General features: G+C 51.9%; 25 protein-coding genes and 1 pseudogene. 21 read left to right on the top strand and 5 right to left on the bottom strand.

Going from position 1 to position 22,885, the window contains the following annotated elements; genetic code table 11:
* Positions 1-16 precede the first annotated feature (16 nt).
* The gene (gene srtB / locus B5F07_RS14340) at positions 17-796 is read left to right on the top strand and encodes a class B sortase (RefSeq protein WP_087161971.1); all 780 of its coding nucleotides are present in this window, start codon (positions 17-19) and stop codon (positions 794-796) included.
* A 29-nt stretch (positions 797-825) separates the two neighbouring features.
* Positions 826-2,628 carry a lysozyme family protein gene (locus B5F07_RS14335; RefSeq protein WP_087161970.1) on the top strand — a complete coding sequence of 601 codons (1,803 nt, stop codon included), beginning with the start codon at positions 826-828 and terminating at the stop codon, positions 2,626-2,628.
* Between the two features lie 192 nt (positions 2,629-2,820).
* On the opposite strand, the gene B5F07_RS14330 is transcribed toward B5F07_RS14335, so the two are convergent.
* Complete coding sequence (locus tag B5F07_RS14330; protein WP_087161969.1) at positions 2,821-3,243, bottom strand: winged helix-turn-helix domain-containing protein; 423 nt, start codon at positions 3,241-3,243, stop codon at positions 2,821-2,823.
* Between the two features lie 60 nt (positions 3,244-3,303).
* Positions 3,304-3,990 (bottom strand): M15 family metallopeptidase, encoded by a 687-nt coding sequence (locus B5F07_RS14325; RefSeq protein WP_087161968.1) that lies wholly within the window; start codon positions 3,988-3,990, stop codon positions 3,304-3,306.
* A gap of 226 nt (positions 3,991-4,216) precedes the next feature.
* Between B5F07_RS14325 and B5F07_RS23125 the strand changes: the two genes are divergently transcribed.
* The 4 genes from B5F07_RS23125 to B5F07_RS14315 are packed head-to-tail and all read left to right on the top strand — an operon-like array spanning position 4,217 to position 6,160.
* Complete coding sequence (locus B5F07_RS23125) at positions 4,217-4,387, top strand: hypothetical protein (protein WP_242972540.1); 171 nt, start codon at positions 4,217-4,219, stop codon at positions 4,385-4,387.
* Positions 4,384-5,004 carry a Spy0128 family protein gene (locus B5F07_RS14320; protein WP_140398027.1) on the top strand — a complete coding sequence of 207 codons (621 nt, stop codon included), beginning with the start codon at positions 4,384-4,386 and terminating at the stop codon, positions 5,002-5,004. Before B5F07_RS23125 ends, B5F07_RS14320 begins: the two co-directional genes overlap by 4 nt.
* A gap of 33 nt (positions 5,005-5,037) precedes the next feature.
* Entirely contained in the window at positions 5,038-5,172 is a 135-nt protein-coding gene (locus B5F07_RS23300; RefSeq protein WP_275533123.1) for a hypothetical protein, read from the top strand.
* 25 nt (positions 5,173-5,197) lie between these two features.
* Complete coding sequence (locus B5F07_RS14315) at positions 5,198-6,160, top strand: helix-turn-helix domain-containing protein (RefSeq protein WP_087161966.1); 963 nt, start codon at positions 5,198-5,200, stop codon at positions 6,158-6,160.
* Positions 6,161-6,277: 117 nt separating this feature from the next.
* Here B5F07_RS14315 and B5F07_RS14310 read toward each other — a convergent pair whose 3' ends face one another.
* From B5F07_RS14310 to B5F07_RS14300, 3 genes are all read right to left on the bottom strand, one after another.
* On the bottom strand, positions 6,278-6,727 hold the full coding sequence (locus B5F07_RS14310) for a hypothetical protein (protein ID WP_087161965.1): 450 nt from the start codon (positions 6,725-6,727) through the stop codon (positions 6,278-6,280).
* A 19-nt stretch (positions 6,728-6,746) separates the two neighbouring features.
* Entirely contained in the window at positions 6,747-8,039 is a 1,293-nt protein-coding gene (locus B5F07_RS14305; protein ID WP_242972539.1) for a response regulator transcription factor, read from the bottom strand.
* Positions 8,040-8,476: 437 nt separating this feature from the next.
* Positions 8,477-9,079 (bottom strand): hypothetical protein, encoded by a 603-nt coding sequence (locus tag B5F07_RS14300; RefSeq protein ID WP_140398026.1) that lies wholly within the window; start codon positions 9,077-9,079, stop codon positions 8,477-8,479.
* 432 nt (positions 9,080-9,511) lie between these two features.
* Between B5F07_RS14300 and B5F07_RS14295 the strand changes: the two genes are divergently transcribed.
* The 15 genes and pseudogenes from B5F07_RS14295 to B5F07_RS14230 all read left to right on the top strand — a co-directional run.
* On the top strand, positions 9,512-10,021 hold the full coding sequence (locus tag B5F07_RS14295) for a hypothetical protein (protein ID WP_087161963.1): 510 nt from the start codon (positions 9,512-9,514) through the stop codon (positions 10,019-10,021).
* Between the two features lie 184 nt (positions 10,022-10,205).
* Positions 10,206-10,745, top strand: coding sequence for an FHA domain-containing protein (locus B5F07_RS14290; RefSeq protein ID WP_007048424.1), 540 nt, complete (start codon positions 10,206-10,208; stop codon positions 10,743-10,745).
* 3 nt (positions 10,746-10,748) lie between these two features.
* Positions 10,749-11,681, top strand: coding sequence for a PP2C family protein-serine/threonine phosphatase (locus B5F07_RS14285; RefSeq protein WP_087161962.1), 933 nt, complete (start codon positions 10,749-10,751; stop codon positions 11,679-11,681).
* A gap of 71 nt (positions 11,682-11,752) precedes the next feature.
* A complete protein-coding gene (locus tag B5F07_RS14280) occupies positions 11,753-13,006 on the top strand; it encodes a trypsin-like peptidase domain-containing protein (RefSeq protein WP_162613137.1) in 1,254 nt (417 codons plus the stop codon).
* 6 nt (positions 13,007-13,012) lie between these two features.
* Positions 13,013-13,339, top strand: coding sequence for a hypothetical protein (locus tag B5F07_RS14275; protein ID WP_007048427.1), 327 nt, complete (start codon positions 13,013-13,015; stop codon positions 13,337-13,339).
* 26 nt (positions 13,340-13,365) lie between these two features.
* On the top strand, positions 13,366-13,851 hold the full coding sequence (locus B5F07_RS14270) for a hypothetical protein (protein ID WP_140398025.1): 486 nt from the start codon (positions 13,366-13,368) through the stop codon (positions 13,849-13,851).
* Positions 13,852-13,915: 64 nt separating this feature from the next.
* A complete protein-coding gene (locus B5F07_RS14265; RefSeq protein WP_087161959.1) occupies positions 13,916-16,177 on the top strand; it encodes a serine/threonine protein kinase in 2,262 nt (753 codons plus the stop codon).
* Between the two features lie 5 nt (positions 16,178-16,182).
* The gene (locus B5F07_RS14260) at positions 16,183-16,815 is read left to right on the top strand and encodes a hypothetical protein (RefSeq protein WP_087161958.1); all 633 of its coding nucleotides are present in this window, start codon (positions 16,183-16,185) and stop codon (positions 16,813-16,815) included.
* The gene (locus B5F07_RS14255) at positions 16,812-17,255 is read left to right on the top strand and encodes a DUF3592 domain-containing protein (RefSeq protein ID WP_087161957.1); all 444 of its coding nucleotides are present in this window, start codon (positions 16,812-16,814) and stop codon (positions 17,253-17,255) included. Before B5F07_RS14260 ends, B5F07_RS14255 begins: the two co-directional genes overlap by 4 nt.
* Before the next feature lie 77 nt (positions 17,256-17,332).
* Complete coding sequence (locus tag B5F07_RS23295; RefSeq protein WP_007048431.1) at positions 17,333-17,467, top strand: hypothetical protein; 135 nt, start codon at positions 17,333-17,335, stop codon at positions 17,465-17,467.
* Positions 17,464-19,626: a serine/threonine protein kinase gene (locus B5F07_RS14250; RefSeq protein ID WP_087161956.1), complete on the top strand. Its 2,163-nt coding sequence runs from the start codon at positions 17,464-17,466 to the stop codon at positions 19,624-19,626. The genes B5F07_RS23295 and B5F07_RS14250 overlap by 4 nt, the downstream gene beginning before the upstream one ends.
* 35 nt (positions 19,627-19,661) lie before the next feature.
* Entirely contained in the window at positions 19,662-19,973 is a 312-nt protein-coding gene (locus B5F07_RS14245) for a hypothetical protein (protein ID WP_087161955.1), read from the top strand.
* A gap of 13 nt (positions 19,974-19,986) precedes the next feature.
* Positions 19,987-20,604, top strand: a complete 618-nt coding sequence (locus B5F07_RS14240) for a zinc ribbon domain-containing protein (protein WP_087161954.1) — start codon at positions 19,987-19,989, stop codon at positions 20,602-20,604.
* 68 nt (positions 20,605-20,672) lie between these two features.
* Complete coding sequence (locus tag B5F07_RS14235) at positions 20,673-21,848, top strand: hypothetical protein (protein ID WP_140398024.1); 1,176 nt, start codon at positions 20,673-20,675, stop codon at positions 21,846-21,848.
* A gap of 25 nt (positions 21,849-21,873) precedes the next feature.
* A pseudogene (locus B5F07_RS14230) lies at positions 21,874-22,885 on the top strand (hypothetical protein); the annotation flags it as partial.

Raw genomic sequence — 22,885 nt, 5'->3', positions numbered from 1 at the left:
GGAGGAGAATTGCAGAATGAAACATCAGAAGATCAAAGGGAAATGGTATCTGGCAGGACTGGCGGTATGCGTCCTGCTTTTTGGTGTGTCGCTGTTTCAAGTGATCAGCCATTATGCGGGCGCACAGAAAGCGGAGAATGAATTTACCGAACTGGCACAGATCGTGGAGCAGACAGAGGATACGCCGGAGGAAGAACCGGCAGGAGAGGAGCAGGAAGTCGTCTCTCCTTTAGAGCGGTATGCCGAGCTGTTTGCCATGAATAATGATATGGCCGGATGGATCAGGATTGAGGATACGCAGATTAACTATCCGGTCATGTATACGCCGGACAACCCGGACTATTATCTGAAACACAATTTTTACAAGGAGTCCAGCGCCTATGGTGTTCCCTATATCGCAGAGCATTGTGATCCGATGGAACCCAGCGACAACGTGATCATCTACGGACACCACATGAACAACGGTTCCATGTTCGCCGGACTGATGAACTATGAGGGCCGGGATTTCTATGAGCAGCATAAAATTGTCCATTTTGATACACTGACGGAAACTGCCGAATACGAAGTGATCGCAGTATTCAAGACCACGGTATATGATGATACCGGATTCAAGTTCTATCTCTTTTCTCATGCAGAGACGGAGAAAGAGTTCACGGACTATGTGGAGCAGTGCAGGGAGCTTGCCCTTTATGATACGGGAGTGACCGCCACATATGGAGACAAGCTGCTTACTCTGTCCACCTGCGAATATTCCAATACCAATGGAAGGCTTGTGGTTGTGGCTAAGAAGATCTGAAAATCCCATATCCGAAAGGAGGGCAGGCGATGGGAAGAACGATCAAAACCCGCCACGTCCAGAAGGATATTAAAGTATTGGATAAAACAGTGACAGCGGCGGAGCATATGAAAGGGGCCTATATCCGGACAAGAGACAGCGCAGAACAGACACAGGTCAAGGAACAGGGAAATCCCGTAGGTTATGCCGAAGATCAGGTCATGGAAAAAGGGGAGAGAGCCGCCCGTGGAACGGTTCAACAGGCGGAAAAACAGGGGAAGAAAGTAATCCATGCTGTCCGGGAAAAGGGCAGGGCAGAAAAAGAGGCAGAGGCTTTCCAGGAGAAAAACGGAAATCCTTCCGCCTCTTCTTTTTCGTATGGTACAGAAAAGACTTACCAGCCGAAAGAACAGATGAAAAAACGGACAGGAGCGCAGACCGGGGGAACAGCCGGAAGGCAGGCCGCCGGAGGAAGGGGGGCAGGAAAGAAAGGAGAGCAGATCCGGGAACTTCCAAAGCAGATGGTCAAGACGATTGACCGGGGAGAGAAAACAATCAAAACAGCTCATGCTTCTATAAAAACTTCCGGGAAAGCCGCAGTGAAAGGCACAGGCAGGACGATCAAAACAGCACAGAGAACAGGATACACTGCAATCCGAACTACGGAGGTTACTGCCAGAGCTGCAGGCCAGGGAGCAAGAGCAGCGGTTCTGACTACACAGAGGACAGCAGTCACAGCAAGACAGGCGGCGATTGCCGCAGCGCAGGCCGCAAAAGCAGCAGCGAAAGCTGTGTCAGTCGCTGTGAAAGCTGTCATTGCGTCAACAAAGGCGCTTGTTTCCGCTATCCTTGCGGGCGGCTGGATTGTGGTGCTGATCCTGCTGATCGTCATTCTGTTTGGTGCATTGTTCAGCATGGTGGGAGGAAGTAATTCCAGTACCGTTACACCTGTCAGCGCAGAGGTGGAGGCATATGAGCCACTGATCCGGCAGTATGCCAGACAGTATGGAATTGAGGAATATGTAGAACTGATCAAAGCGGTTATGATGCAGGAGAGCGGCGGACAGGGAACTGATCCCATGCAGGCGTCCGAGTGCGGGTATAATACCCGTTATCCCAATACGCCAAACGGGATCACAGATCCGGAGTATTCCATTGATGTTGGTATCCAGAACCTTGCGGCCTGTCTTCGGGAGGCAGGCGTGGAAAGTCCGGTGGATATGAACAATATTAAACTGGCACTGCAGGGATATAATTATGGAAACGGGTATATCTCATGGGCGAAAGAGAATTATGGAGGATACACCTATGCCAATGCGGTGGAGTTTTCTAAAATGATGGCAGAACGGAACGGGTGGAGCGGTTACGGGGATACGGAGTATGTATCTCATGTACTGCGATACTATGTGTTTGGGCGTATCCCCGCGGGAACCGGAAGCCAGGCAATCGTGCAGGTGGCGTTGACGCAGGAAGGAAATGGAGGCGATACCTACTGGAGCTGGTACGGATTTACAAAACGGGAGGAATGGTGTGCCTGTTTTGTAAGCTGGTGTGCTGACCAGTGTGGATACATTGAGGCGGGAGTTATCCCTAAATTTTCTCTGTGTTCTGCAGGCATGGAATGGTTTGAGAGCCGTGGTCAGTTCATGGACGGCAGCTATGTTCCCACATCTGGAGATCTTGTTTTCTTTGACTGGGGAAATGACGGGAGTGTTGATCACGTAGGGATTGTGGAGAGTGTGGTAGACGGAACCGTTTATACAATAGAAGGAAACAGCGGGGATAAAGTGGCCAGACGGAGTTATCCGATAGGATATGCGAAGATCGTGGGATATGGAGTGCCGGCATATTGATTGAACGGCAAAAGAAAAGTGGGAGATTTTCTGCTATTTCTTTTGCCATACATAATGGCTTTAAGATGTGTCTACATATTATTTATATTGAATGTTGATCATTCTTTCATTATTTGGATATTTTAGAATTTTTTTAATTTGAAAAATTAGAGAAGAAAGAACAGCAGCCTGAGTGGATCAGACTGCTGACTCTTATTTCTCTGCTTGTATTTCAAAGCAATATCCGACTTCCCGGACGGATCGGATGGTAAAAGGGGCATTGGGAGTTGCCTCATACAGCTTCTCCCGTAGATTGCAGATGTGAAAGCCGATGGTGTTGTTTTCACTACCAGACGGGTAATTTCCCCAAACTTTCTCATAAATCTGATTGTAAGTAAGCACATACCCCTTATGAGTTACGAGTAGCAACAGGATTTCATACTCTTTTGTCGTGAGCTGAATTTCCTGGCGGTCACGAAAAACCTTCCGCTTGCTCGGATAAATCTCCAGACCTGGGAGGGATAGTATCGGCTCCTTGGCTAGCTCGAATTTTTCTATTTCCGGATGGCATTGGAGAATGGAAACGATCTCCTCAAATGCTTTAGAGTCTTGCTCTTGCAACTCCAAAATGATCATTCTCCCAATAATATCACCACCTTATTTAATGTTTTTTTCTAAAAGACTTATTACCCCAGGCTATTCCAATGTTTCAATGTATTCCTCTAAACAAATATTTTGAGAAAAGATTTCAAATGCAGCATCATTTCCGACATACCGATAATGCCAAGGTTCGTAAATTGTATGGGTAATATCCGTTTTATCCTCCGGGTATCGTTGTATAAATCCATACTTATACGCATTTTTGGAGAGCCACTCATAAACTTCTTCACTGGTACTTTGAGATTTATCTGCATTGATGTCAACAGCCAGTCCTAATTGATGTTCACTCGTTCCGGGAACAGCAACCCATTCCTTGGCTTTCTTCTCAGCTTCTTCGCTAGAATAACCTTCGTTTTTGTATGCCTCTATTTTTCCTTCCAAAATCTGCTGTTGTGTTTCTGCGGTACGATAACCATCAGCTACAAAAAGTCCAAGACCTTCTGCTCTGGCAGCATCGAACATCTCTTGGAGAGAAGGATAGATTCTGGAATCAACTTTCTGGCCATTTGACAATTCTGTCAGTTCCACTGTATAGTCATCTGGGATGTAATTATCTCTATTGACCAGAATTAAGTTCCAACCATATTCTCCGCTGGCAACATGATGATACTGAAAAACATCTCCCAAATTGGGTAATATGTTTCTAAATCCAACGATGCCGAGCAGTAGCAGTGAAAGTAATACAATAAGACGTTTTGTTCGTTTTTTCCTTCGTACTCTCATTTATTTAATTTGTGTCCTCCGATATACAATAAATAGAATCGGAAAGATTAGGCAGAACAAAATCAGGTACAAAGGAATAATGACAGATACGCTACCAAGTATATTTCCGCCAATATGATATAGACTGAAATCCTCCAGATTTTTATTGATGGACAATAACTGATCTGGGAACAAAGTCATAACACGCGCAAATGCCTCAAGCCGTCCCACAAAAGGCGGGATACAAGTGATTATAAACGGAATCGTAATTGCAAATACCGTAGAATGCGTTTTAGCGGAAGACCCGCAGGTGCTGGTGTTGACTACTTGTTCTTCGGAGTTTACCGACGCAAGAACTGTGATCCTGGCTTTCATGGAACCGAGTACAGTAAGGGAAGATGTGAGGAATATAAAATGAAGAAGAAACGATTCGGAGTCATCGGAATCGCACTGGCTATACTGTTTCTATTGGGAGCAGCCCCGTCGGTTTTAGCTGCCGGCCTGCCATCTGTTGCCATACCGGTCAAGGTGGAGGTGGAAGGAGCGGCGCCATCGGTTCCGGAGGAATTTGTGGTTCAAATGGAGGCGGAGGATCCTTCCTATCCAATGCCGGAGGGAAGTGTGGATGGAATCTTTGAAATGGTAATTTCGGGAAATTCTTTTATGTCTTTTCCCTCCATGTCCTACACGGAGCCGGGCATTTATACTTATACCATCGAGCAGATAGCGGGTTTGAATCCATTATGCGCCTATGACCCATCGGTTTATCATCTGAAAGTATCGGTGACAAATGCGCAGGACGGTTCAGGACTGACGGCGATGGTTGCGCTCCGTTCGGAGGATGCGGACGAAAAACTGGCGGAGGCAATGTTTACAAACCGATACGGCACATCGCCCGTTCCACGCGATTCCAACCCGCCCAAGACTGGTGATGAATCCAATATATTGCTGTATGGGTATTTGGCGCTTGTAAGTATCGCCGGCCTTGTGGTGAGCGTCGTCATACAGAAAAGGGGAAAACGGCGCTCAAGCTGATATTGGGCGCGTTGGCGCAGGAAGGTATACGGCGTGATACTTGCGCTGTTTGCCCGAAAACTGGATTATGCTATGGAACAGCGCCTTGTGATGCTTATTACAGGGCGCTGTTTTGTATGGGCGGCGATGCGTATGCATACCTCAATACAAGGAAAAGAGAAGACGTGAGACATAGGGTTATGGGAGAGTTACTATGGAGTTCAAAGACGTTCTAAACCGATATATGGAGCGGACCGGATGCTCCGCCAGGGATCTGGCGGAACGCTCCGGCCTGTCCACAGCTACAATTAGCCGATATCGCTCTGGAGACCGTGTGCCGGAAGCAGATTCCAGGCAATTGGAGAATTTAGCCAAGGGGATTGCGGCGATAGCAGCCGAAAAGAAAATTCGGGAGATGGAAGAGGAAGCGGTTCGGCAGGCGCTCTCCGAGCAGGCACAGGGGCCTGGTATCGAGATAGAAAAACTCAGATTGAATTTTGATACCCTGCTGAAGACATTGTCCGTCAGCGTATCCGATCTTGCGCGTTTTTTGAGCTACGATCCTTCGTACCTGTCCCGTATCCGAAAGGGGCAGCGCAAGCTGTCCGATCCTCAAAAATTTACGGCGGATGCCTTTTTAAAGCTTGATGCAAAAACAGAAGGTACAAGGCGGTCAATCCTGTCATCCCTGCCGCTCTACACGGCCGACGATGAGCTTGTCTTTCAGGTTTTGAGGGACAATCGTGTTTCGGAGAAAAACCAGATCAGGATCATGGAACATATTGCTTTTCAAAGGGAATTGACGGAAGAAATTCTATCCCACGACTCCATCTTTGAAGCGTATCCCAACTTTTCAAAAGATGAGTTTGCCCAATACCCCATGACGCTATCCTTGGCTGGCGCTTTTTATGAAGAGGATATCGTCTACACCTATGAGCAATATCGGGAACATCTGGAGATGATGAAGCGCTTTTCTCAGATGCATAAAAACTACCATATTGAGGAAAACAAATCTCCTGCGTTCCGCCATATCCAAATTCTTATCCATGAGGGAAGCTGGGCGATCGTGTCCAAGGAAAAAACGCCGGCGATTCATTTTGTTATCCGGCACCCCAAAATGCGAGAAGCCATGGAAAACATCACAATGCCCATTGTGGAAGGGGAAGAGTATAAATGAGGCTAAATCCGAGTCCCTTGCGTTTGAAAAATGGGTATAAATAAACCAGGCATTCCCTGCTTGCACAGCCTTAGCTGGATACAAGTAAGGAATGCCTGGTTTTGCGATGTGCCTTTTTTACTCCATCGCTTCCCTGTACTCTGGATATGTTTCTTGGATTTTCCGCGCCAGATCCCAAATCTCCTCGTCGCCGGAAAGCACATAGGATGTTCCGCCGGCGCCATGGAACCGGTTTTCATCAAACCAGAAGAGGCAGGTATCCCCATCCGCTGTCTCAAACTCCAGGATCCGGCGGTCTGTAGAGCCGCTGAAAGCTTTGGATACAATGGTCGTTTCCCGTAATGCCTGCAGGATTTCGGAGATGATTTCTTCATCCGTCGTTTCGTAGCGTCCCAGGATGTTATCGTTGTGATGATAGGTAAGCGCGACCGGCAGCTCTTCCAGCGACTGATCCAGAAATTCCTGCTGGCTTTCGGTGCAATAGGCCCGAAGCGATGTGTCTTTTGGGGAACACCCCGCCAGTACGCACAATAAAATCAGCAAAACAGCAATTTTAATCCTCTTCATCCGAACCCCTTTCTGGCTGTCATGGCCTGCGCTGTTTTTCTATGTAGAGCTGGTACAATCCCATGCGTGATTTTACACCTGCTTTCTCATAGATCGCCGCGATATGCCGCTGACAGGTTCGCCGGGATAGATACAGTCCATCTGCAATCTCCTGAATACTTTCCTCTGAATTGACCAGCTTGTCAAATACTTCGGTTTCCTTGGGCGTAAGGATAAACAGCTCCGACAAGAGACGGAACGCTTCCTGAGGGTCCAGGTCTGTCGGGATATCCTTGGGGGTGCCGGATGAAACCGGCATCCAGGCTGTATAAAGATAGATGACTACGCTGACGGCCACAAACAGGACCAGTGCCAGAATGATGGATGCCATGCCATTGCTGTCAGAAACAAGCAACGCTACAGAGGCGTTGGTAAGCAAAGCGGCGCTCACGTTATTCATGGCGCGCCCCATACCGGCCCACAGCGCTGGCGTGGGCATATGGCGGGCAAAATCCAGAAAGCTGGTGGTGAAGAATACCACAAAAAATCCAGCCGAAAGATAAAATACGATCAGGCCGATCAAAAACGGGCCGCCCAGCTTGAGTACTACCACACAGATGACGGACATCAGCATGACGCAGTACATCATCATGGCCATAAATTTCCGCTTTCGGATATCAAAAAGAAAGCCGGCAGAAAGGCCGCTTACCGCCAGCAAAAGCCGCGGCCATTGCCCGATGTCAGTGCCTGCTGCATGATGCATGGTGACCGCGTTGTCCAGCGTACTGAAGATACATGCCATCAGGATGACAAGCAGTGCAAGGAGTCCGCCGGCGGCGATCTTCTTTCGGGTTCCCTTCCCATCATCCTCTATGGCGGGGGACTGGAGTTCTTCCGCTTCTGCGTTTTCCTGGCGGCAAAGCCTTTCTGCCTTCAGCAACAGCGCTAACGCTACAAGGGCAAAGAGTGAAAGTATCAAGGCTTCCGCAGTTTCCAGATCCACAAGATTGTTATTTAGAAACTGCAGGAAGATCCCAAGGGCATAGGAGACACCAACCATACGCGCCAGATGGGTGCGATCCCTCGCCAGTTTGAAAAACAGGTAGTGGGCCGCGCTTCCCAATATCCCCAGAAACAGGAACAATGCCATTCCGGAGAGCAGAGTGGACGAATAAGAAACATGTTTTTGAACCAAAAAAGTGCATACTGCCGCTGCTAGTGCAAGGATAAAAAGTCCAACGATTTGTACCCGCCTTTTCAAAAGGCGATGAAACAGCGGATAGAGCAAAAAACCGACAGCGCTTATTCCTAACGCGTAGTTTTGCGTAATCACCGTTTTTTCTTCCCCTGCCGTAAGCGAGATCATGTTTACATATAGGTACTCGGCTCCAAGAAATAGAAAAGTAAAAACACTAAGCAGCAGAATCGCATAAATGGATTTTGGATTTGTGAAGCTTTTCTTTATACTATACGTCCCATTCCACCCCCTTTCTCCGCAATGGTACAATTATAAACCATTATACTATAAACGGCATGGATTTTCAACGATTTCGGTCGGTTAGAGACTTTTCTTCGCTGACGTTTTTGCGGAATATACAATCCTTCCTGTTTGACCTAAACCAGGGATTCTCCTGGATAAAACCGTATATTTTTGGAGCTGCGTTCCGCATCCGGGAACTACCGGTTTTTTGCGCCCGCACATGCCATTTTACCGCAGCCACACGGTGCAGCCGCGGTAAACAAGGAAATATCCTGAATGAGAGAAGCTGTCTAGTAGGTGATATTGTGGACGTAAAAATAAATCAGCAGGCCACCCAGCCCAGCGCCGCTTATCAGGCTTGCCCACGTCCAGAATAAAGACAGCAGAAGCCCCAGGAAAATAAACACGCAGAACACCACGACAAAAGCGTCTCTCTGGAAGAGCATGATGAATTTGATACAGGCGATCACAACCCCTGCCATCATAACGAGAGCCCCAAGAAGAGCCAGAACAAAAACGTACACCCCCGCCATCTGGAGAATTGAGATCAGGACATTAAAACCAAGACCTATCCCCGCGATCAGGCTGCCTACTTTGATGAGACTGTCACGGGAAGCGCTGAACGCGCCAAAGAAATAAGTTGCGATTAACCCGTTGGAGCCAATGAGCAGCATGTTTACAATAATGACCCATTCCGCGCTTATGTAGTACGATGTGGAAACTGCCAAGCTGATAATAGCGGTGAGAACAGTGAGGAACCCCCCGATGGCGCCAATGAGATGGTACGGCCTTAACCTTGCATACATACGATATATCCCCTTTCTGATCCTGCGTTCCGAAAAGGCCAGCTGAAGCTTTTTGGACATTCTGTGTCTTGGCCGACCTTCCATCATGCGAACTTTTCGTTTTTTATCATAGCAGGAAGCCGGTGTTTTTGATAGGCCGCTTTAGCGCCAAACTAAAAAAACACTGTGGCGCACCTGCGCCATTTTGAGAAACGAAGCTTTGGAGCCGGAAAATCGAGGCCATCCACCCTGTATAGAGTGTAACACTTCTTAAGTTTACAGGATGTAACAGGCCGCTGTCATGATCGGCAATCCCTTTTGCACAATCAAGGTGTTTTTGAATTTTCACACAAAAAATAGATTGGCGCAGGTGCGCCATGCGTTTTTTGATAAATTGGCGCGAAAGCGGCCTGCACAGATCCTTAAAAAAACGATACAGTAAAACCATAAAAGGACAAAAAAGAGTTTGGATCGCCTTTGGCGTTACAGGCCGAGCAGCAAAGCGATTCATGAGACCAGGACAGAAGAAAGGAGGCACGAATGAAAAAAAGAGGGGCAGCGGCACTTCTGGCAGCCATCTGTTTGCTGGCGGGGTGTGTAGCATCAGATCCTGCGCTTCCGGCAGAGACTCCGACCCCGACAGAGACTTCGTCCCCGGCATACCAAGGGGACTCCCTTTTTGCTTACTGTACCGAAAGGCAGCGGGAGCTTTTGGAGCTGCCCCATGAGGAACTGCCGGTGGAACTGATCTTTCACCATTGGACGGAGACGGCGGCGGACTACGAGACAAGGGACGAAACGGTGATCGCCGGGGTCTTGCAGGCGCTGCGGGATGTGTCGGTGGAATCCGAGTCACCCATCGTCTCTACAGATAACCGGGGGCTTACATTTGTGACGGCGCAAGGGGATACCTACAGTTTCTGGTTTGATAAACGCCGGTTCGAAGGGGTGGATGGCAGGTGCTATGTCCTTTCCGAAGATGAAAAGCTTTGGGAATTGGTGTGGGGGATTCGGGCGGCAGACCCAGACTATCAGGATCTGATGAGATAAGCGGTATTTCCCCATGATTTCTGCGAAAAATGCGGATTGGCGCAGGTGCGCCACATAATTTTTGGGAAATTGGCGCTAAAGCGACCTGCACAAATCCCGAAAAAGGCGCTACAGTAAGAACAGCAAAAAACCAGGGATGGTTTTGGATAATCCTTAAGATTTCTTTATCAGGAGGAAAACAATTATGAGACAGTGTGACAATGGCCATTTTTACGATGAATCCAGATTCGATAGCTGCCCCTACTGCCAGGAGGGCGCCGGGGTCGGCAAGACGGTTGCGGCCGGAACGGTAGGGAAGACCGTGGCTGCTGTGCCGGGCGGCGCTGCGCCGGAAGCAGACAGAGGCAAGACGGTGGGCATTATTAAAAAGAAGATCGGTATTGATCCTGCAGTAGGATTCTTGGTCTGTGTTTCCGGTCCCCATCGCGGCGCAGATTATAAGCTGGTAGCAGGCAGAAACTTCATAGGAAGGGCGGCGGCGATGGACGTGGCCCTGGCGGATGACGATACTGTATCCAGAGAAAGCCATGCATTGGTTACATATGACGCCAAGCATAACAGCTTTTCCCTTTCTCCCGGCCAGGGCAGGGGCATCACTTACTGCAACGACGAGCAGGTGGAAATGGTACGCCCCTTAAAAGCCTACGATGTGATCGAGGTGGGAAAGAGCCAGCTTCTCTTCCTGCCCCTGTGCGGCGAGCAATTCCAGTGGAATGAGGAGTAAAGGATGGAGCGTGTACTTTCATGGTTAAACCAGCCGCTGTTTCCGGATACCGTCATCCGCGTCTGGATGGCGGTTGCGGCGGGCGCAGCGCTTCTATTGGCGCTGATTCTCGCCTTTTTCCTGATACGGCGGAAGAAGAAAAAGAAGCGGGGTGATCAGGCGGTGGAAGAACCGATTACGGAACGTCCGGAACCGCTGCCGGAACTGGAGCTTGCCAACCTACAGGGCGTTGGCAGCCGGGAAGAACAGCAGGACGCTTTCGGCATCTCCCGCATGGATCGTTATGAGGAAGACGGGCTGCTTGCTGTGCTGTGCGACGGCATGGGCGGTATGGCGGAGGGCGGCATGATCGCTGCGGAAACCGCCTCCCAGCTGGTGGGAATCTTTCCCTGGACAGATGACAGCGATGTGCCCGGCTGGGTATACCAGCGAAGCGCCAGAGTCTATCAGCAGTTTCGCGGGCACGGGGGAACTACCCTGGTGGCTGCCCTGCTCAAAGAGAATCGCCTCTCTTTCTGGTGCGTAGGCGACAGCGATTTGTTCCTGCTCAGGGAAAACAAACTCTATGGGTTAAATGCCCGGCAGGAATTTAAGAACGATTTGATTTTGAGGGCACTGGACGGGGCGTTCCCCGTGGAGGAAGCGTTTCAAGATCCTCAGGCGGGAGCCCTTTCGGAGTACATAGGAAAAGAAGAAGTAACATGCGACTATACCCGTATGCCCTTTCTTCTCCAGCCGGAGGACGCGCTGCTGCTCTGCTCGGACGGCGTCAGCGATACACTGACCTTGAAGCAGATTCGGGAAGCCATGGCGCTCTCTTCCCAGGCGTGCTGCGACAAGCTGGAGGAGGAAATCCTGGCCGCCGGAAAGCCGGGCCAGGATAACTATACGGCAATCGCATTGAAATACCATGGGAAAAATGAGGAGGAATCATAATGGAAGCGAAAAAGTCATCGAGCAAGCAGGTTGTTGCCATCCTGCTGCTGGTTATTGGCCTGGCCGCCGGCGTGTTCGGCGTATTGGGCTTGGTAGGCGGGGGCGGTACGGACCCCTATGAGGCGCGCAAGAGCGTCGTCATGGTGTACTCCTATCTCCAGCTTACCGATGGTCAGTCCGCCGGTGCCATGGGCACTGGTTTTGCCATCGGGAAACCCGGCGAACCGGTGGAATATATTGTGACCAACGGCCATGTGGTGGAATACGGCTATATGGGTCCCAAAGTATATGCGGAGCAAGTATCTTCGGCAGGCGTGCAGGTATACTTCTCTGCAGCGGAAAATGATTATGTTACAGCGGAGGTGGTCTATTATTCTGCTTCCAATGAGAAGGATATTGCGATTATCAGATTGCCGTCAAAGACGGATGAACGAGAAGCCATTCCCATCAGGGACGCAGATGATGTTGCTGTCGGCGACACCGCTTTCGCGCTGGGGTATCCGGGCGTGGCAAGCCAAAGCCAGCAATTCAACACCTACGACGAGGATGACATTACACTGACCAAGGGGATCATCAGCAAGCGCACTAAGCCGGCATGGAGCAGCTACGACGCGTTTCAGATGGATGTATATATCAATCACGGCAATTCCGGCGGCCCGTTGGTAGATGAACGGGGAAATTTGATTGGAATCAACGCTTCCGGCGCAGTGGATGAGCAGGGCAAGAGCGAAGGCGTAAACTTTGCCATTACCTCTGCGGAATTAATCAAAGCTCTGGACAGCGAAAGAATCGAATACACCATGGCAGGCGGCGGACTCTCCTGGACCCAGCCCTGGTTTGCCTATGTGTTCCTGCCCATCGGCGTGCTGGCGCTCATCGGCGGCATCATCCTGCTGGTAACGTCCCAGAAGGGCGTACAGGGGGCTCCGGCACCTGCCGGCGCTGCCGCAGGTATGGGATCTGGAAAAGCGCCTGCAAGAGGCGGCCGCGGCCCTGTGGAAAAACGGGCTGTGCTGCGCGGCGTGACAGGAAAATACTCTGGCCAGAGCTTTGACCTGTTAAAGGGCAAGGTGGTCATCGGCCGAGACCCGGCAACCTGTAACATCGTATTCGATAAAAACACGCCGGGTATCAGCGGGCGGCACTGCCAGGTAGTCTACGACCCGAATGAAGACTGCTTTATCATCACCGATCTGGGATCGTCCTACGGCACGTTCCTGGGCAACGGCAAAAAGCTGACGGCGAATGTGGCGGAAAAATTGTCGATCGGGGACACCTTCTACCTGTGCGACAACGCCAACCGGTTTGTGGTGAGCAAGGAGTAACCCGTTATGGCAGGGTATTGTTTAAAAAACGGAAGAATCCAGGAAGCGTGGGGAGAGGACGCCGCCGGCCGGGAACTGGCGGCTGTCTTCCACCTGACTGCAGACGGTGAAATGAAAGAACTCCACGAGTTCCCGGCGCTGTCGGAAGGTGAAGGGGCGCTGGCGTATGCAGGTGAGTTCTACATTGAACCCCTGGAAGTACAGATTGAATTTCTAAAAGCGGCCAATGCAGAAAAATGGCTGGAGGCGCTGCTCTTGCGGCATGTCGACCGGGTGCGGCAGGTATCGGAGGAACTCTTTGTCATAGCTGAGATAAAATCGTTTGGAGCATGAATGCAACGGACGCGATGGGGGATATTATGTTCTTTGGAGTATGTTTGTTTCTCTTCGGAATCATTTTGGCATTCTGTCGGACTGTACGGTCAAAGCGTCGCTGCCGGAGAAGAGTGAACGCCGTCATCTGCGATGTGGCCGTCAGCTGGACAGACGACGATTTCACCGATTTCTTCATTACCAACTATAAATACCATCCGGTCTACCAGTACACATTGGATGGACAGGAGTATCGGGTAGTATCCCGGGTAGAGTATTCCAAAAAGGACGAAATCAAAGTCGGTAGTTATGAGGTGCTCTTTGTGGATGAAAAGAATCCCCGGTACTTTTCCTGCCCCTCTGAGAATAGGGAACGTGTAATCAGCGCCCTTATCTGGTCTGTGCTGGGAGTTGCCTTTGCACTTTTTCCTTTAGTGGGCTGGGGCGGGTGGATCGGGCTTCTGGTGGCGCTGGGATTGCTCCTGCTGGGTGATCTGTGTTACGATGCCTGGTCCAAAAATCGGAAGGAGTGACTGTATTTTGCTATCAAAATACATCGTTTTATACTTAAAATACATTGCTTGAGGAGGTGGGAGAATGAATCCGGAACGTGTTTGTTATGGCTGTTTCGCGGAAAAAGAACCGGGGATTCCATGCCCCCGATGCGGATTTAATGAGAACGACGAGCAGCCCTATCTTGCGCTGCCCCTGGGTACGATCCTAAACGGGAGATATCTGGTAGGAAAGGTGCTTGGCATTGGCGGGTTCGGTATCACCTATCTGGGATACGACCTGACACTGGAGATCAAGGTTGCGATTAAAGAATATATGCCCTCCGCCCTGGCCACAAGGCATCCGGACCACTATAGTGTGGCGCTGACCGGACGGGTGGAGGAGGATTACCAGTACGGTATGGAGCGCTTTTTGGATGAAGCGAAGATCCTTGCCAAGCTGCAAAACACCCCGCATATCGTATCGGTGCAGAACTATTTCAAAGAGAACGGCACCGCATACTTTGTGATGGAGTACATAGACGGTATGAGCCTGAAAGCCTACCTGGCAAAAAACGGGGATAAGATCCCCTATAACCAGGCGATTGCCATTCTGCAGCCGATCATGGAAGCGCTGGTTCAGGTGCATGCGCTGAACCTCCTGCACCGGGACATCAGCCCGGACAATATCTATATCACATCCAAAGGCGAAAGCCGTCTGCTGGATTTCGGCGCGGCGCGGTTCGCACTGGGGGACGGCAAGAGCGTGTCGGTCATCTTAAAACATGGCTACGCGCCGGAGGAACAGTATTCCAGCCACGGCAATCAGGGACCGTGGACGGATGTTTACGCCATGGGCGCTACCCTGTACCGCTGCATTACCGGGCAGCTTCCGCCAGATTCGGTGGAACGGATCCATGGGGATACCATGAAAAGGCCGTCGGAGCTGGGATTCCGCATTCCGGCTCATGTGGAAAACGCCATCATGAAAGCCCTGTCGGTAAGGACCGAGGATCGTTTCCCCAACATGGAGGCATTTATCGGGGCGCTGAACGGGCGCGTTTCCGTACAGGATCAGGTGGCGGCCAGCATTAGCCAGCGCACCCAGGCCACCGCTTACGGGCAGGGGGCTTATGGGCAGACCGCCTATCAGTCGACCTCCTATAGCGTAGATGGCGCCGCGGAGGGAAAGCCATCCGCATTCTCCCGGTTCCTTTCCTATATGAAAGCCAATCCGGTGGTTGCCTGGGTTTCCGGCGGCGGGCTGCTGGCGGTGATCGCCCTTTGTATTATCCTTCCTATCACGCTTTCCGGCGGAGGGGAAAAAAGGCCGACAGGAGGGGGCGGCGGTGGGAATACGCCTGTCATCAGCCAACCGCAGACGAGTAATCCGGAACCGACAACAGACCCAGAGCCTACTACAGAACCTCCAGCGGAAATGGTGGCGCAGGATCTTGGCATCCTCAACGCTACGATTGAGATCCCGTCGGATTATACGAGGGTTGAGGAGCAGACGATTTTTATCAATGAGGCTAAAGGCTGCGGTATGATGATGGATTATCTTTGGAACATTGACGGACCCATCTACTCCCTTGCCGATGTGGAATCCCAGAGAGAAGCTATTGCCGCCAACCTGATGCAGAACCTGTTTGAAGTTTCGGATTATCAGATCCTTGCTGCCGGACCCGATCAGGTGGGAAGCGCAGGCGCCTATCAAATCTATCTTGAAGGCACCGACAGCGAAGGCGTCTCCAACGAAGTGGTCATTATGGCGGTGGAGGGGTATGATTTCGGCTGTTATTTCATCATCACGAGCTATCCCAAGGGGGATGAGGTTGCCGAAGCGGAAATCCATTCCATCATCCAGTCCTTTGAGAGCAACGGTGCGCCGGAAGTAAGTTACGAGATGTGGTGTGCAAAGCGAGCCGGTGTAAAGGTCATCGTAGATACGTCTCTTGCCCAGGGCGGCGGTGTGGATTTGGAAGCTACGCTGAATGTGAATGGTATCGGAACCGTCTATGAGATGTACCTGTATCCTACTCAGGCAGACAGAGACGCCCCGCTCGGAGAAGGCTTTGGCGTGGAGGTTGGAAGGGCTTCCGAATTTAACATAAGCACCCCGGAACAAGTGGTGCAATACCAAAAGGATTTAAGCGGCACCAATAACGAAACTTATACCTTCCGCTCCGGCGGCGTGGAATGGCTGGCCTATGATTTTACGATGGCCGGCAAGAACTTCAGTTATGCGGGGGCTATGATCGACGGCGAGTGTTATTTTGTGGGCTGCATGTTCAATGATTCCAACAAGGACACGATCACAGCGCTGTATAATCAGGCGATGGCCTCCGTCCGGCCTTATAGCGGGTGATTTGCATGGAAGATCTTATTCCAATTCTCGTTCTGAGCGGCATCGGCCTTGTCACGCTTCTGGTTTCCGTCTGGCTGTTCTACAGGAAGAAAAGGAAAACGGCGGAGAAAAAGAGCGCCTGCACGGCGGAATGCCGGGCGGCCATTGTGGACGCAGTAAACTATCATGTCAAGAGCAAGTATCGTCTGGCAAAGGCCGCGGGGGCTGTTTCCGTGGCTCATCTTCTCAGCGGTGCAGGCGGCTCCGTTGGGAAAACGGCTTCCCTGGGGGTGAAAACGGCGATGCTGGGACTCTATTATTATCCCGTGTACCGGTATACCTATCGGGGAGAGACCTATGAACAGATCGGTGATGTCCCGGCAATGGAGGAACAGGCCCGGAAAAAAGGTGGGAACGGAGCTTACACTTTTTATCGATCCGGTCAAACCTACCAGCTTTTACTGCCTGGAGGAGGAAGAGGGTTACTTTCAGCAGCGCCTTGCCTACCTGATCGTCGCTCTTCTCGTCATTGCGGTTTTGATTATGATTGGAGTCATGTGGCTAACAATATAGCTTCAGTGCCTGCCGCAGCGAAACCTGCGGCAGGCGGTTTCCCTAAAAAAGATTGGTGCGGGCGGAAAGGAAGGCGGCACGTATGAATTTTGCAGAGGATATTGCGTGGATTCTGATTGTATGCGCGATAACATATCCGCTTTACGCGTTATTTTTCGTGCTTGCCCACTTTTACAAGAAAAAGACGCAGAGAGGGAGCGGCTGCACGGTGTTTCTAAAAGCGACCGTCATCGAACCGCTGAGGATTCGGATCAAGCATTCCTACCATTATTTTATGATATACCAATACGAGTATATGGACTGCGTCTATCAAAAAAACACCGGCATCGATTTGGCCTATCATCAGGCGCAGAAGAAGATCGGAACTGAGGTGGAGATTTACATTGACCCATCTGATCCGGAAAAATACTTCTGTCCCGCCGATGTCAAGATGTATCGGATGACTCAGATCTGCCTTCTGTGCGTCGGGTGGCTTTTTATTGTGGGAACGCCCATCGCCTGTTTTTTATTAGAGTATTTTTATTAGAGTTATAGATTGCGACGATCCAAGACGCTGGGGCCGTATTCTGTTCGGTTTGTCTGGAGGAAAGGGAGAAACAGCCCTTGATTGAGGAGATGATGAAGGTCTTTCCGTTCATTCTGGAAGAGCTGGGTATGATCGCGTTGATGGAAGTGGTTTTTCTGCTGTTGCGGGTGAAAGGCCGGGGCGCAAGTACAAAGAAGAGGAGTGAAACATGAACTTGGAACATATCTGCTATGGCTGCTTTCAGGAAAAGCCGGACGATTCCCCTGTCTGCCCCCACTGCGGGTTTAATGCGGAGGAGGAGCAGCCGTTTTTGGCGCTGCCCATGGGAACGCTGCTGAACGGCCGCTACATGACCGGAAAGGTTCTGGGCGTGGGCGGGTTCGGCATCACCTATCTGGGCTATGACCTGACGCTGGAGATTAAGGTAGCCGTCAAGGAATATATGCCCTCCGGTCTTGCTACCCGGCATTCCGATAAGTACAGCGTGGCACTGACCGGACGGGGCCAGGAGGATTATCAAAACGGCATGGAGCGCTTTTTAGAGGAAGCGCGGATCCTTGCCAAACTGCAGAATACGCCGAACATCGTGTCGGTGCAGAATTATTTTAAGGAAAACAACACGGCCTATTTCGTGATGGAATATATCGACGGCATGAGCCTGAAGGCATACGTTGCATCCCAGGGCGGGAAGATTCCCTATGACCAGGCGCTGACCATCCTGATGCCGGTGATGCAGGCGTTGACGCAGGTTCATGCCCTGAATCTGACCCACCGGGATATCAGCCCGGACAACATCTCCATTACCTCCAAGGGGGAGAGCAAGCTGCTGGATTTCGGCGCGGCCCGGTTTTCTATTGGGGATGAAAAAAGCGTGTCGGTCATCCTGAAACATGGCTACGCGCCGGAGGAGCAGTATTCCAGTAAGGGGAACCAGGGGCCGTGGACGGATGTATACGCCATGGGCGCCACCCTGTACCGCTGCGTGACCGGGGAGCTGCCGCCGGATTCCATCATGCGGGTCCATAACGATACGCTGAAAAAGCCCTCGGAGCTGGGCGTTCCCCTGCCTCCGCAGGTGGAACAGGCGATCATGAAGGCGCTCGCGGTAAAAGCGGAGGATCGTTTCTCCACCATGGAGGCCTTTATTGAAGGGATTACCGGGAAAACCCCGGCGTCTTTCCATCACCGTACCATGGCTGTGCCATCCGGTCAAACGGCTGCAGGTTCCGATGGAAAGCCGGGGCTTTGGACTAGATTCCGGCGGAGCCATATCGGGGTACAGATCACGGCGCTGGTGCTGTGCGTTGCTGTGCTGGGTCTGGGCGTCTGGGGAGCAGTAGCGGGGATCGGTGCGCTGACCAGCGGGAAAGCAGAGCCGGGTTCTTCTGACGGGCCATCCGGCACTCCTTTCGATATAACAGTGCAGGAACCCGAGGGCGTAGACGATGTCGCCTTGCAGGACTACGCCCAGGAGTATCTGAATATCACCATGGGGATCCCCCAGGGGTATGCAGAAACAGAGTCCGGCAGCGGAGCTTTTGCTTCATCGGATGGGAGCGCTACCCTGCAGGTGGGATTTTACGATAAGGCCGCCGGTTTTCCGGTGTATACCCTTTCTGATGTGGAGGAGAACGCGGAGAAATATGTCCAGTATTATATCGGACTGCTGAAGAGCACCAATATCACAAAGCATGAGATCCTCAGCCGGGGTTACCGGGAGGGCAGTTCTTTGGACACCTACTTGATCCAGTTTTCTGCTACCGAAAGCGGAGGCACAACCATGGAATTTTTGGCGGCGTTCATCGAATGCCAGAATGGGTTTGGCTGCTACAATCTTATCGGCTCCTATCCTCAGGGGGATGAGAAGGCGCAGGCGGAAATATTCGCAGCAATGGATTCCTTCCAAAGCAGCGGTCCCGCAGGCACCAACAGTCAGCGGTTTTATGATGAACGGCTTCCGTTCCAATTTATCTACTGGGAGAGCGACGGAGAGATTACCTTCAACGTGGTCAATGAAAACCTGCTGCGCATGGTCAACGAGGCAGGCAACGTGCAGGTAGAAATACAGTGCAGACCATCGAGTGATCAATTTAATAAGGAAGTCTGGCTGGACGGCATAGCAGAAGTGATGGTGAACCAGCCCGGCCTCAAACGTGAGGAGGGCCGCTGGGAACATGAAACTGGCGGAATCGATTGGATTGTTGACAGATATACCTATACTTTAGATGGTCAGACGGCCTATACGGAGGTTTACGCCGGAGAAATCGACGGATATGTGTTTGCGATTACGGCATCCGCATATACTGAGGAGGCTCTTATCACCAATGGAATGATATTGGACACGACCAATACGATTCGACCTGTGAAATAGATGACAGACCCGTTTCCGGGGGAAAGGAGAAAAAAGTGCTGAGTCTAAAAAGAAATGTCAACTGTCCCCGCCGCATGGCTGTGTACGCCGTCTTTGACGTGCTGGACCGGATGGGCTGCCAATACGAGCAGGCGCTGGTCGGCGATATCAAGGCGGAGGCGAAGGTGCTGGGGCATACCAGTGAGTACGCCTTTGCCGTGACGGAACAGACCATCAACACATCGATCCTCCATGTTTCCATGCTCCGTCCGGCAAGCGGCCTGAGCGAGGAGGAAAAACAGCTGGCAGTACGTTATCTGGCAGACAGCGTACTGCAGCATATCGATGAGGTACAGGCTTTAGAATGAGGAGGAAGACGAGATGGCAAATGAATCGAGAGTATTCCGGCTGCCTGCCGGCATGAGTACCCAGGTGGTGGCAAACGCGGTAGAGGCGTTCCTTTCATCCACTAAGGGGATGGAGGTACAGAGTGCCGAAACCACAGAAGGCTATGTGGTGCAGGGCCGTCAGGAAAAAGACGGCTGGAAGACCATTGCCGGCATGAGGATGGCTACGACGGTGCAGATGATCCGAATGGATGACAACTTAAACGTCACCGTGGGTCAGGGCGAATGGTCGGATAAGATCGGCGCTGGCGTGCTGGGATGGTTTATCGCATGGCCGCTGGCGGTGACTGCCGGTGTGGGCGCCTACAAGCAGAAAAAGCTGCCGGAAGAGATTTTCCAGGTGATTGAGCAGTGCATCGTCTCCGGCGGCCGCTCGGTGGTGGTGCGAAACGCCGGGGCGGAACTGAACGCGGGTATGGTGGTTTGCCCCGCCTGCAAAACCCAGTGTGCGGCCGGCGCCAAATTCTGCAACAACTGCGGGGCGAAGCTGGAAAACAAATGCCCCCAGTGCGGGGCGGAGATACCGCCCGGAAGCCGCTTCTGCGGAGCATGCGGAGCACCGCTTTCCTCGCAGGGCGCTCCGGTGCGATAAAGGGAGGAGATTGCGTATGCGCAGGGAAAAAACCGCCGGGGCGGCAAAAAGGCGCATGGCTTTTCAGTATGCTGCTGGCGGTATGCCTGATGATCGCGGCCCTTCCCCTGTCTGTTTCGGCGGCGGGGGAATATGTGCCAGGGAACCCCCGCTGGTCGGGCTACCAAAACCAGGTGCAGTGGGACCGGCCGGCAGGAGCGGCCTCCGGCGATAGCTTTGAATACGAGGCACAGCTGCTGCTGGGCGACGATGTGGTCGAGTCCAAGGCAGTGGAAATCGACACCTATTTGTTTTTCACAAACGATGTGGTGACGCGGCCGCAGGAGGAGTACACCATACGGGTGCGTGCCAGATGGATCATGATCGTGGGCGACCCGGACGGCCAGTATATGGTGGCGGACGTCGGAGAAGCCGAACCGTCCCATGAGCACAGCTATACCCAAAAGCACGACGCGGCACAGCACTGGCAGGCGTGCTCCTGCGGCGACAAAAAGGATGCGGCGGATCACAGCTTCGGCGCATGGACGGCGGATGGCAATACAGAGAGCCGCATCTGCACCGTCTGCGGCTACGCCGAGACAAGGGACGCCGCGCAGACGTCAGCCACCGGGGAAACCACGGATAACGGGCAGGATTCCGGCGGCGAAGGCATCGCGGAGCTGACCGATGAAAATACCGGCGTTTCCGTCTCCCTGTCCGAAGCGGTTCCGGAGGGTGTGGAGCTGTACGCCGGCGTCATGGAGGCGGAGAGCCTGCTTGAAGAGAAGCCGGAGCTGAAAGAAGCGCTGGACGGCCTGCTGTCGGTGTATGAGATCAGCATCCGCCAGAACGGGGAGCCGGTGGAAATCAAAGACAGCGCCATGACGGTGCGCATCCCGATGAACAGCCATCTGGAGGGCTACGCCCATTACCAGGCGGTGCGGGTGGACGGCGAGCCGGAGCGCATAGAGGCAAAGGCCGAAGACGGCAGCCTGGTCTTTGAAGCCGGCGGCCCGGGCCGGTATGCCGTACTCGGTTCCGATACCCCCTTCTCCGTTTCTGCAATCATCCAACCCGACCCGTTGCCGGGAGACGAAAAGGATGGAAACGCCGTCTACATTGTTCTGTTGGCCGCGATACCGGCGGCTGTCCTGCTGGCGCTGCTGCTTGTATTCTTATACAGGAAAAAGCGGAAGGCACAGGATAACCCGCCAGCCGGAGGAAAGGATCCGTCCGAACCGGACGGCGGAAATACCAAAAACTGATTCTATTTGTAAAGGAGGAATGAAGATGCTTCGAAAAAAGAGTTTGCTCGCGCTGCTGCTGTTCTTATGCATGGTGGTAGGAATACTGCCGGCGACAGTGTTGGCGGCGGGGCAATATGTGCCGGAAAATCCCCGCTGGTCGGGATATGGAAACCAGGTAATGTGGGATAAACCTGCCAACGCATCAGGCAGCACGTATCTTGAGTATGAGGCGCAGCTGGTACTGAACGGCCAGGTACTCCAGACAGAAAGCGTTGAGATAGACAGGTGGGTATTTTTCGATTCGAAGAATATCACTCAGTCGAAGGATGCGTATACGCTTAAAGTACGGGCCAGACAGATTTACCTTACCGGCGATCCGGACGGCTCTTATACCGTATGGAAGAGAGACGCCTGGGGCGACTGGGCAATCGGCGGCAATACCGGCGGCGGAGAGGGGCCTACTCCCCCCCATGAACACAGCTTCGGCGGCTGGAAGAATGATGGCACCAATCACTGGAAGGAGTGCAGCTGTGGAGAGGAAACTGAAAAGAGCCCCCATAACTTCGGCGAATGGGAGCTGATCTATTATGATGTAAATACGAAGTATGACGTATGTAAAAGGCGGTGCCTTACCTGCGGCTATGAGCAGATTGATAGATACAGGGAACACCAACATTACTATACCGACGACTGGAGTAGCGGTTCGACTACACACTGGAAGGTATGCTACTACTGCAAAGAAGTTAATCAAGATACTGTAGCCGACCATACTTTCGGTGATTGGACGATAACAAAGGAGCCTACCACAACCGAAACAGGTTCCAGAGAACGTACCTGCTCCATCTGCAAATATACGCAGGAAGAGACGATTCCGGTTCATGGGCACAGCTACGGCGACTGGCAGAAGGATGAAACCCAGCACTGGAAGGAATGCTCCTGCGGCGATAAAACTGAAGTGGGCAACCATACTTTCGATGATTGGACGATAACAAAGGAGCCTACCACAACCGAAACAGGTTCCAGAGAACGTACCTGCTCCATCTGCAAATATACGC

Origin of the sequence: Lachnoclostridium sp. An169, assembly GCF_002160525.1 — a bacterium.
Lineage (GTDB): Bacteria > Bacillota > Clostridia > Lachnospirales > Lachnospiraceae > Mediterraneibacter > Mediterraneibacter cottocaccae.
Note: the sequence above shows the minus strand (reverse complement) of the source record. Positions and strands in the feature narration are given on the sequence as shown.

Bases quoted from the DNA above. Each gene is read 5' to 3' on its own strand.
- srtB (WP_087161971.1), top strand. From the start codon at position 17: ATGAAACATCAGAAGATCAAAGGGAAATGGTATCTGGCAGGACTGGCG.
- B5F07_RS14335 (WP_087161970.1), top strand. From the start codon at position 826: ATGGGAAGAACGATCAAAACCCGCCACGTCCAGAAGGATATTAAAGTA.
- B5F07_RS14330 (WP_087161969.1), bottom strand. From the start codon at position 3,243: ATGATCATTTTGGAGTTGCAAGAGCAAGACTCTAAAGCATTTGAGGAG.
- B5F07_RS14325 (WP_087161968.1), bottom strand. From the start codon at position 3,990: ATGAGAGTACGAAGGAAAAAACGAACAAAACGTCTTATTGTATTACTT.
- B5F07_RS14320 (WP_140398027.1), top strand. From the start codon at position 4,384: ATGAAGAAGAAACGATTCGGAGTCATCGGAATCGCACTGGCTATACTG.
- B5F07_RS14315 (WP_087161966.1), top strand. From the start codon at position 5,198: ATGGAGTTCAAAGACGTTCTAAACCGATATATGGAGCGGACCGGATGC.
- B5F07_RS14310 (WP_087161965.1), bottom strand. From the start codon at position 6,727: ATGAAGAGGATTAAAATTGCTGTTTTGCTGATTTTATTGTGCGTACTG.
- B5F07_RS14300 (WP_140398026.1), bottom strand. From the start codon at position 9,079: ATGATGGAAGGTCGGCCAAGACACAGAATGTCCAAAAAGCTTCAGCTG.
- B5F07_RS14295 (WP_087161963.1), top strand. From the start codon at position 9,512: ATGAAAAAAAGAGGGGCAGCGGCACTTCTGGCAGCCATCTGTTTGCTG.
- B5F07_RS14290 (WP_007048424.1), top strand. From the start codon at position 10,206: ATGAGACAGTGTGACAATGGCCATTTTTACGATGAATCCAGATTCGAT.
- B5F07_RS14285 (WP_087161962.1), top strand. From the start codon at position 10,749: ATGGAGCGTGTACTTTCATGGTTAAACCAGCCGCTGTTTCCGGATACC.
- B5F07_RS14275 (WP_007048427.1), top strand. From the start codon at position 13,013: ATGGCAGGGTATTGTTTAAAAAACGGAAGAATCCAGGAAGCGTGGGGA.
- B5F07_RS14270 (WP_140398025.1), top strand. From the start codon at position 13,366: ATGTTCTTTGGAGTATGTTTGTTTCTCTTCGGAATCATTTTGGCATTC.
- B5F07_RS14265 (WP_087161959.1), top strand. From the start codon at position 13,916: ATGAATCCGGAACGTGTTTGTTATGGCTGTTTCGCGGAAAAAGAACCG.
- B5F07_RS14260 (WP_087161958.1), top strand. From the start codon at position 16,183: ATGGAAGATCTTATTCCAATTCTCGTTCTGAGCGGCATCGGCCTTGTC.
- B5F07_RS14255 (WP_087161957.1), top strand. From the start codon at position 16,812: ATGAATTTTGCAGAGGATATTGCGTGGATTCTGATTGTATGCGCGATA.
- B5F07_RS14250 (WP_087161956.1), top strand. From the start codon at position 17,464: ATGAACTTGGAACATATCTGCTATGGCTGCTTTCAGGAAAAGCCGGAC.
- B5F07_RS14240 (WP_087161954.1), top strand. From the start codon at position 19,987: ATGGCAAATGAATCGAGAGTATTCCGGCTGCCTGCCGGCATGAGTACC.
- B5F07_RS14235 (WP_140398024.1), top strand. From the start codon at position 20,673: ATGCTGCTGGCGGTATGCCTGATGATCGCGGCCCTTCCCCTGTCTGTT.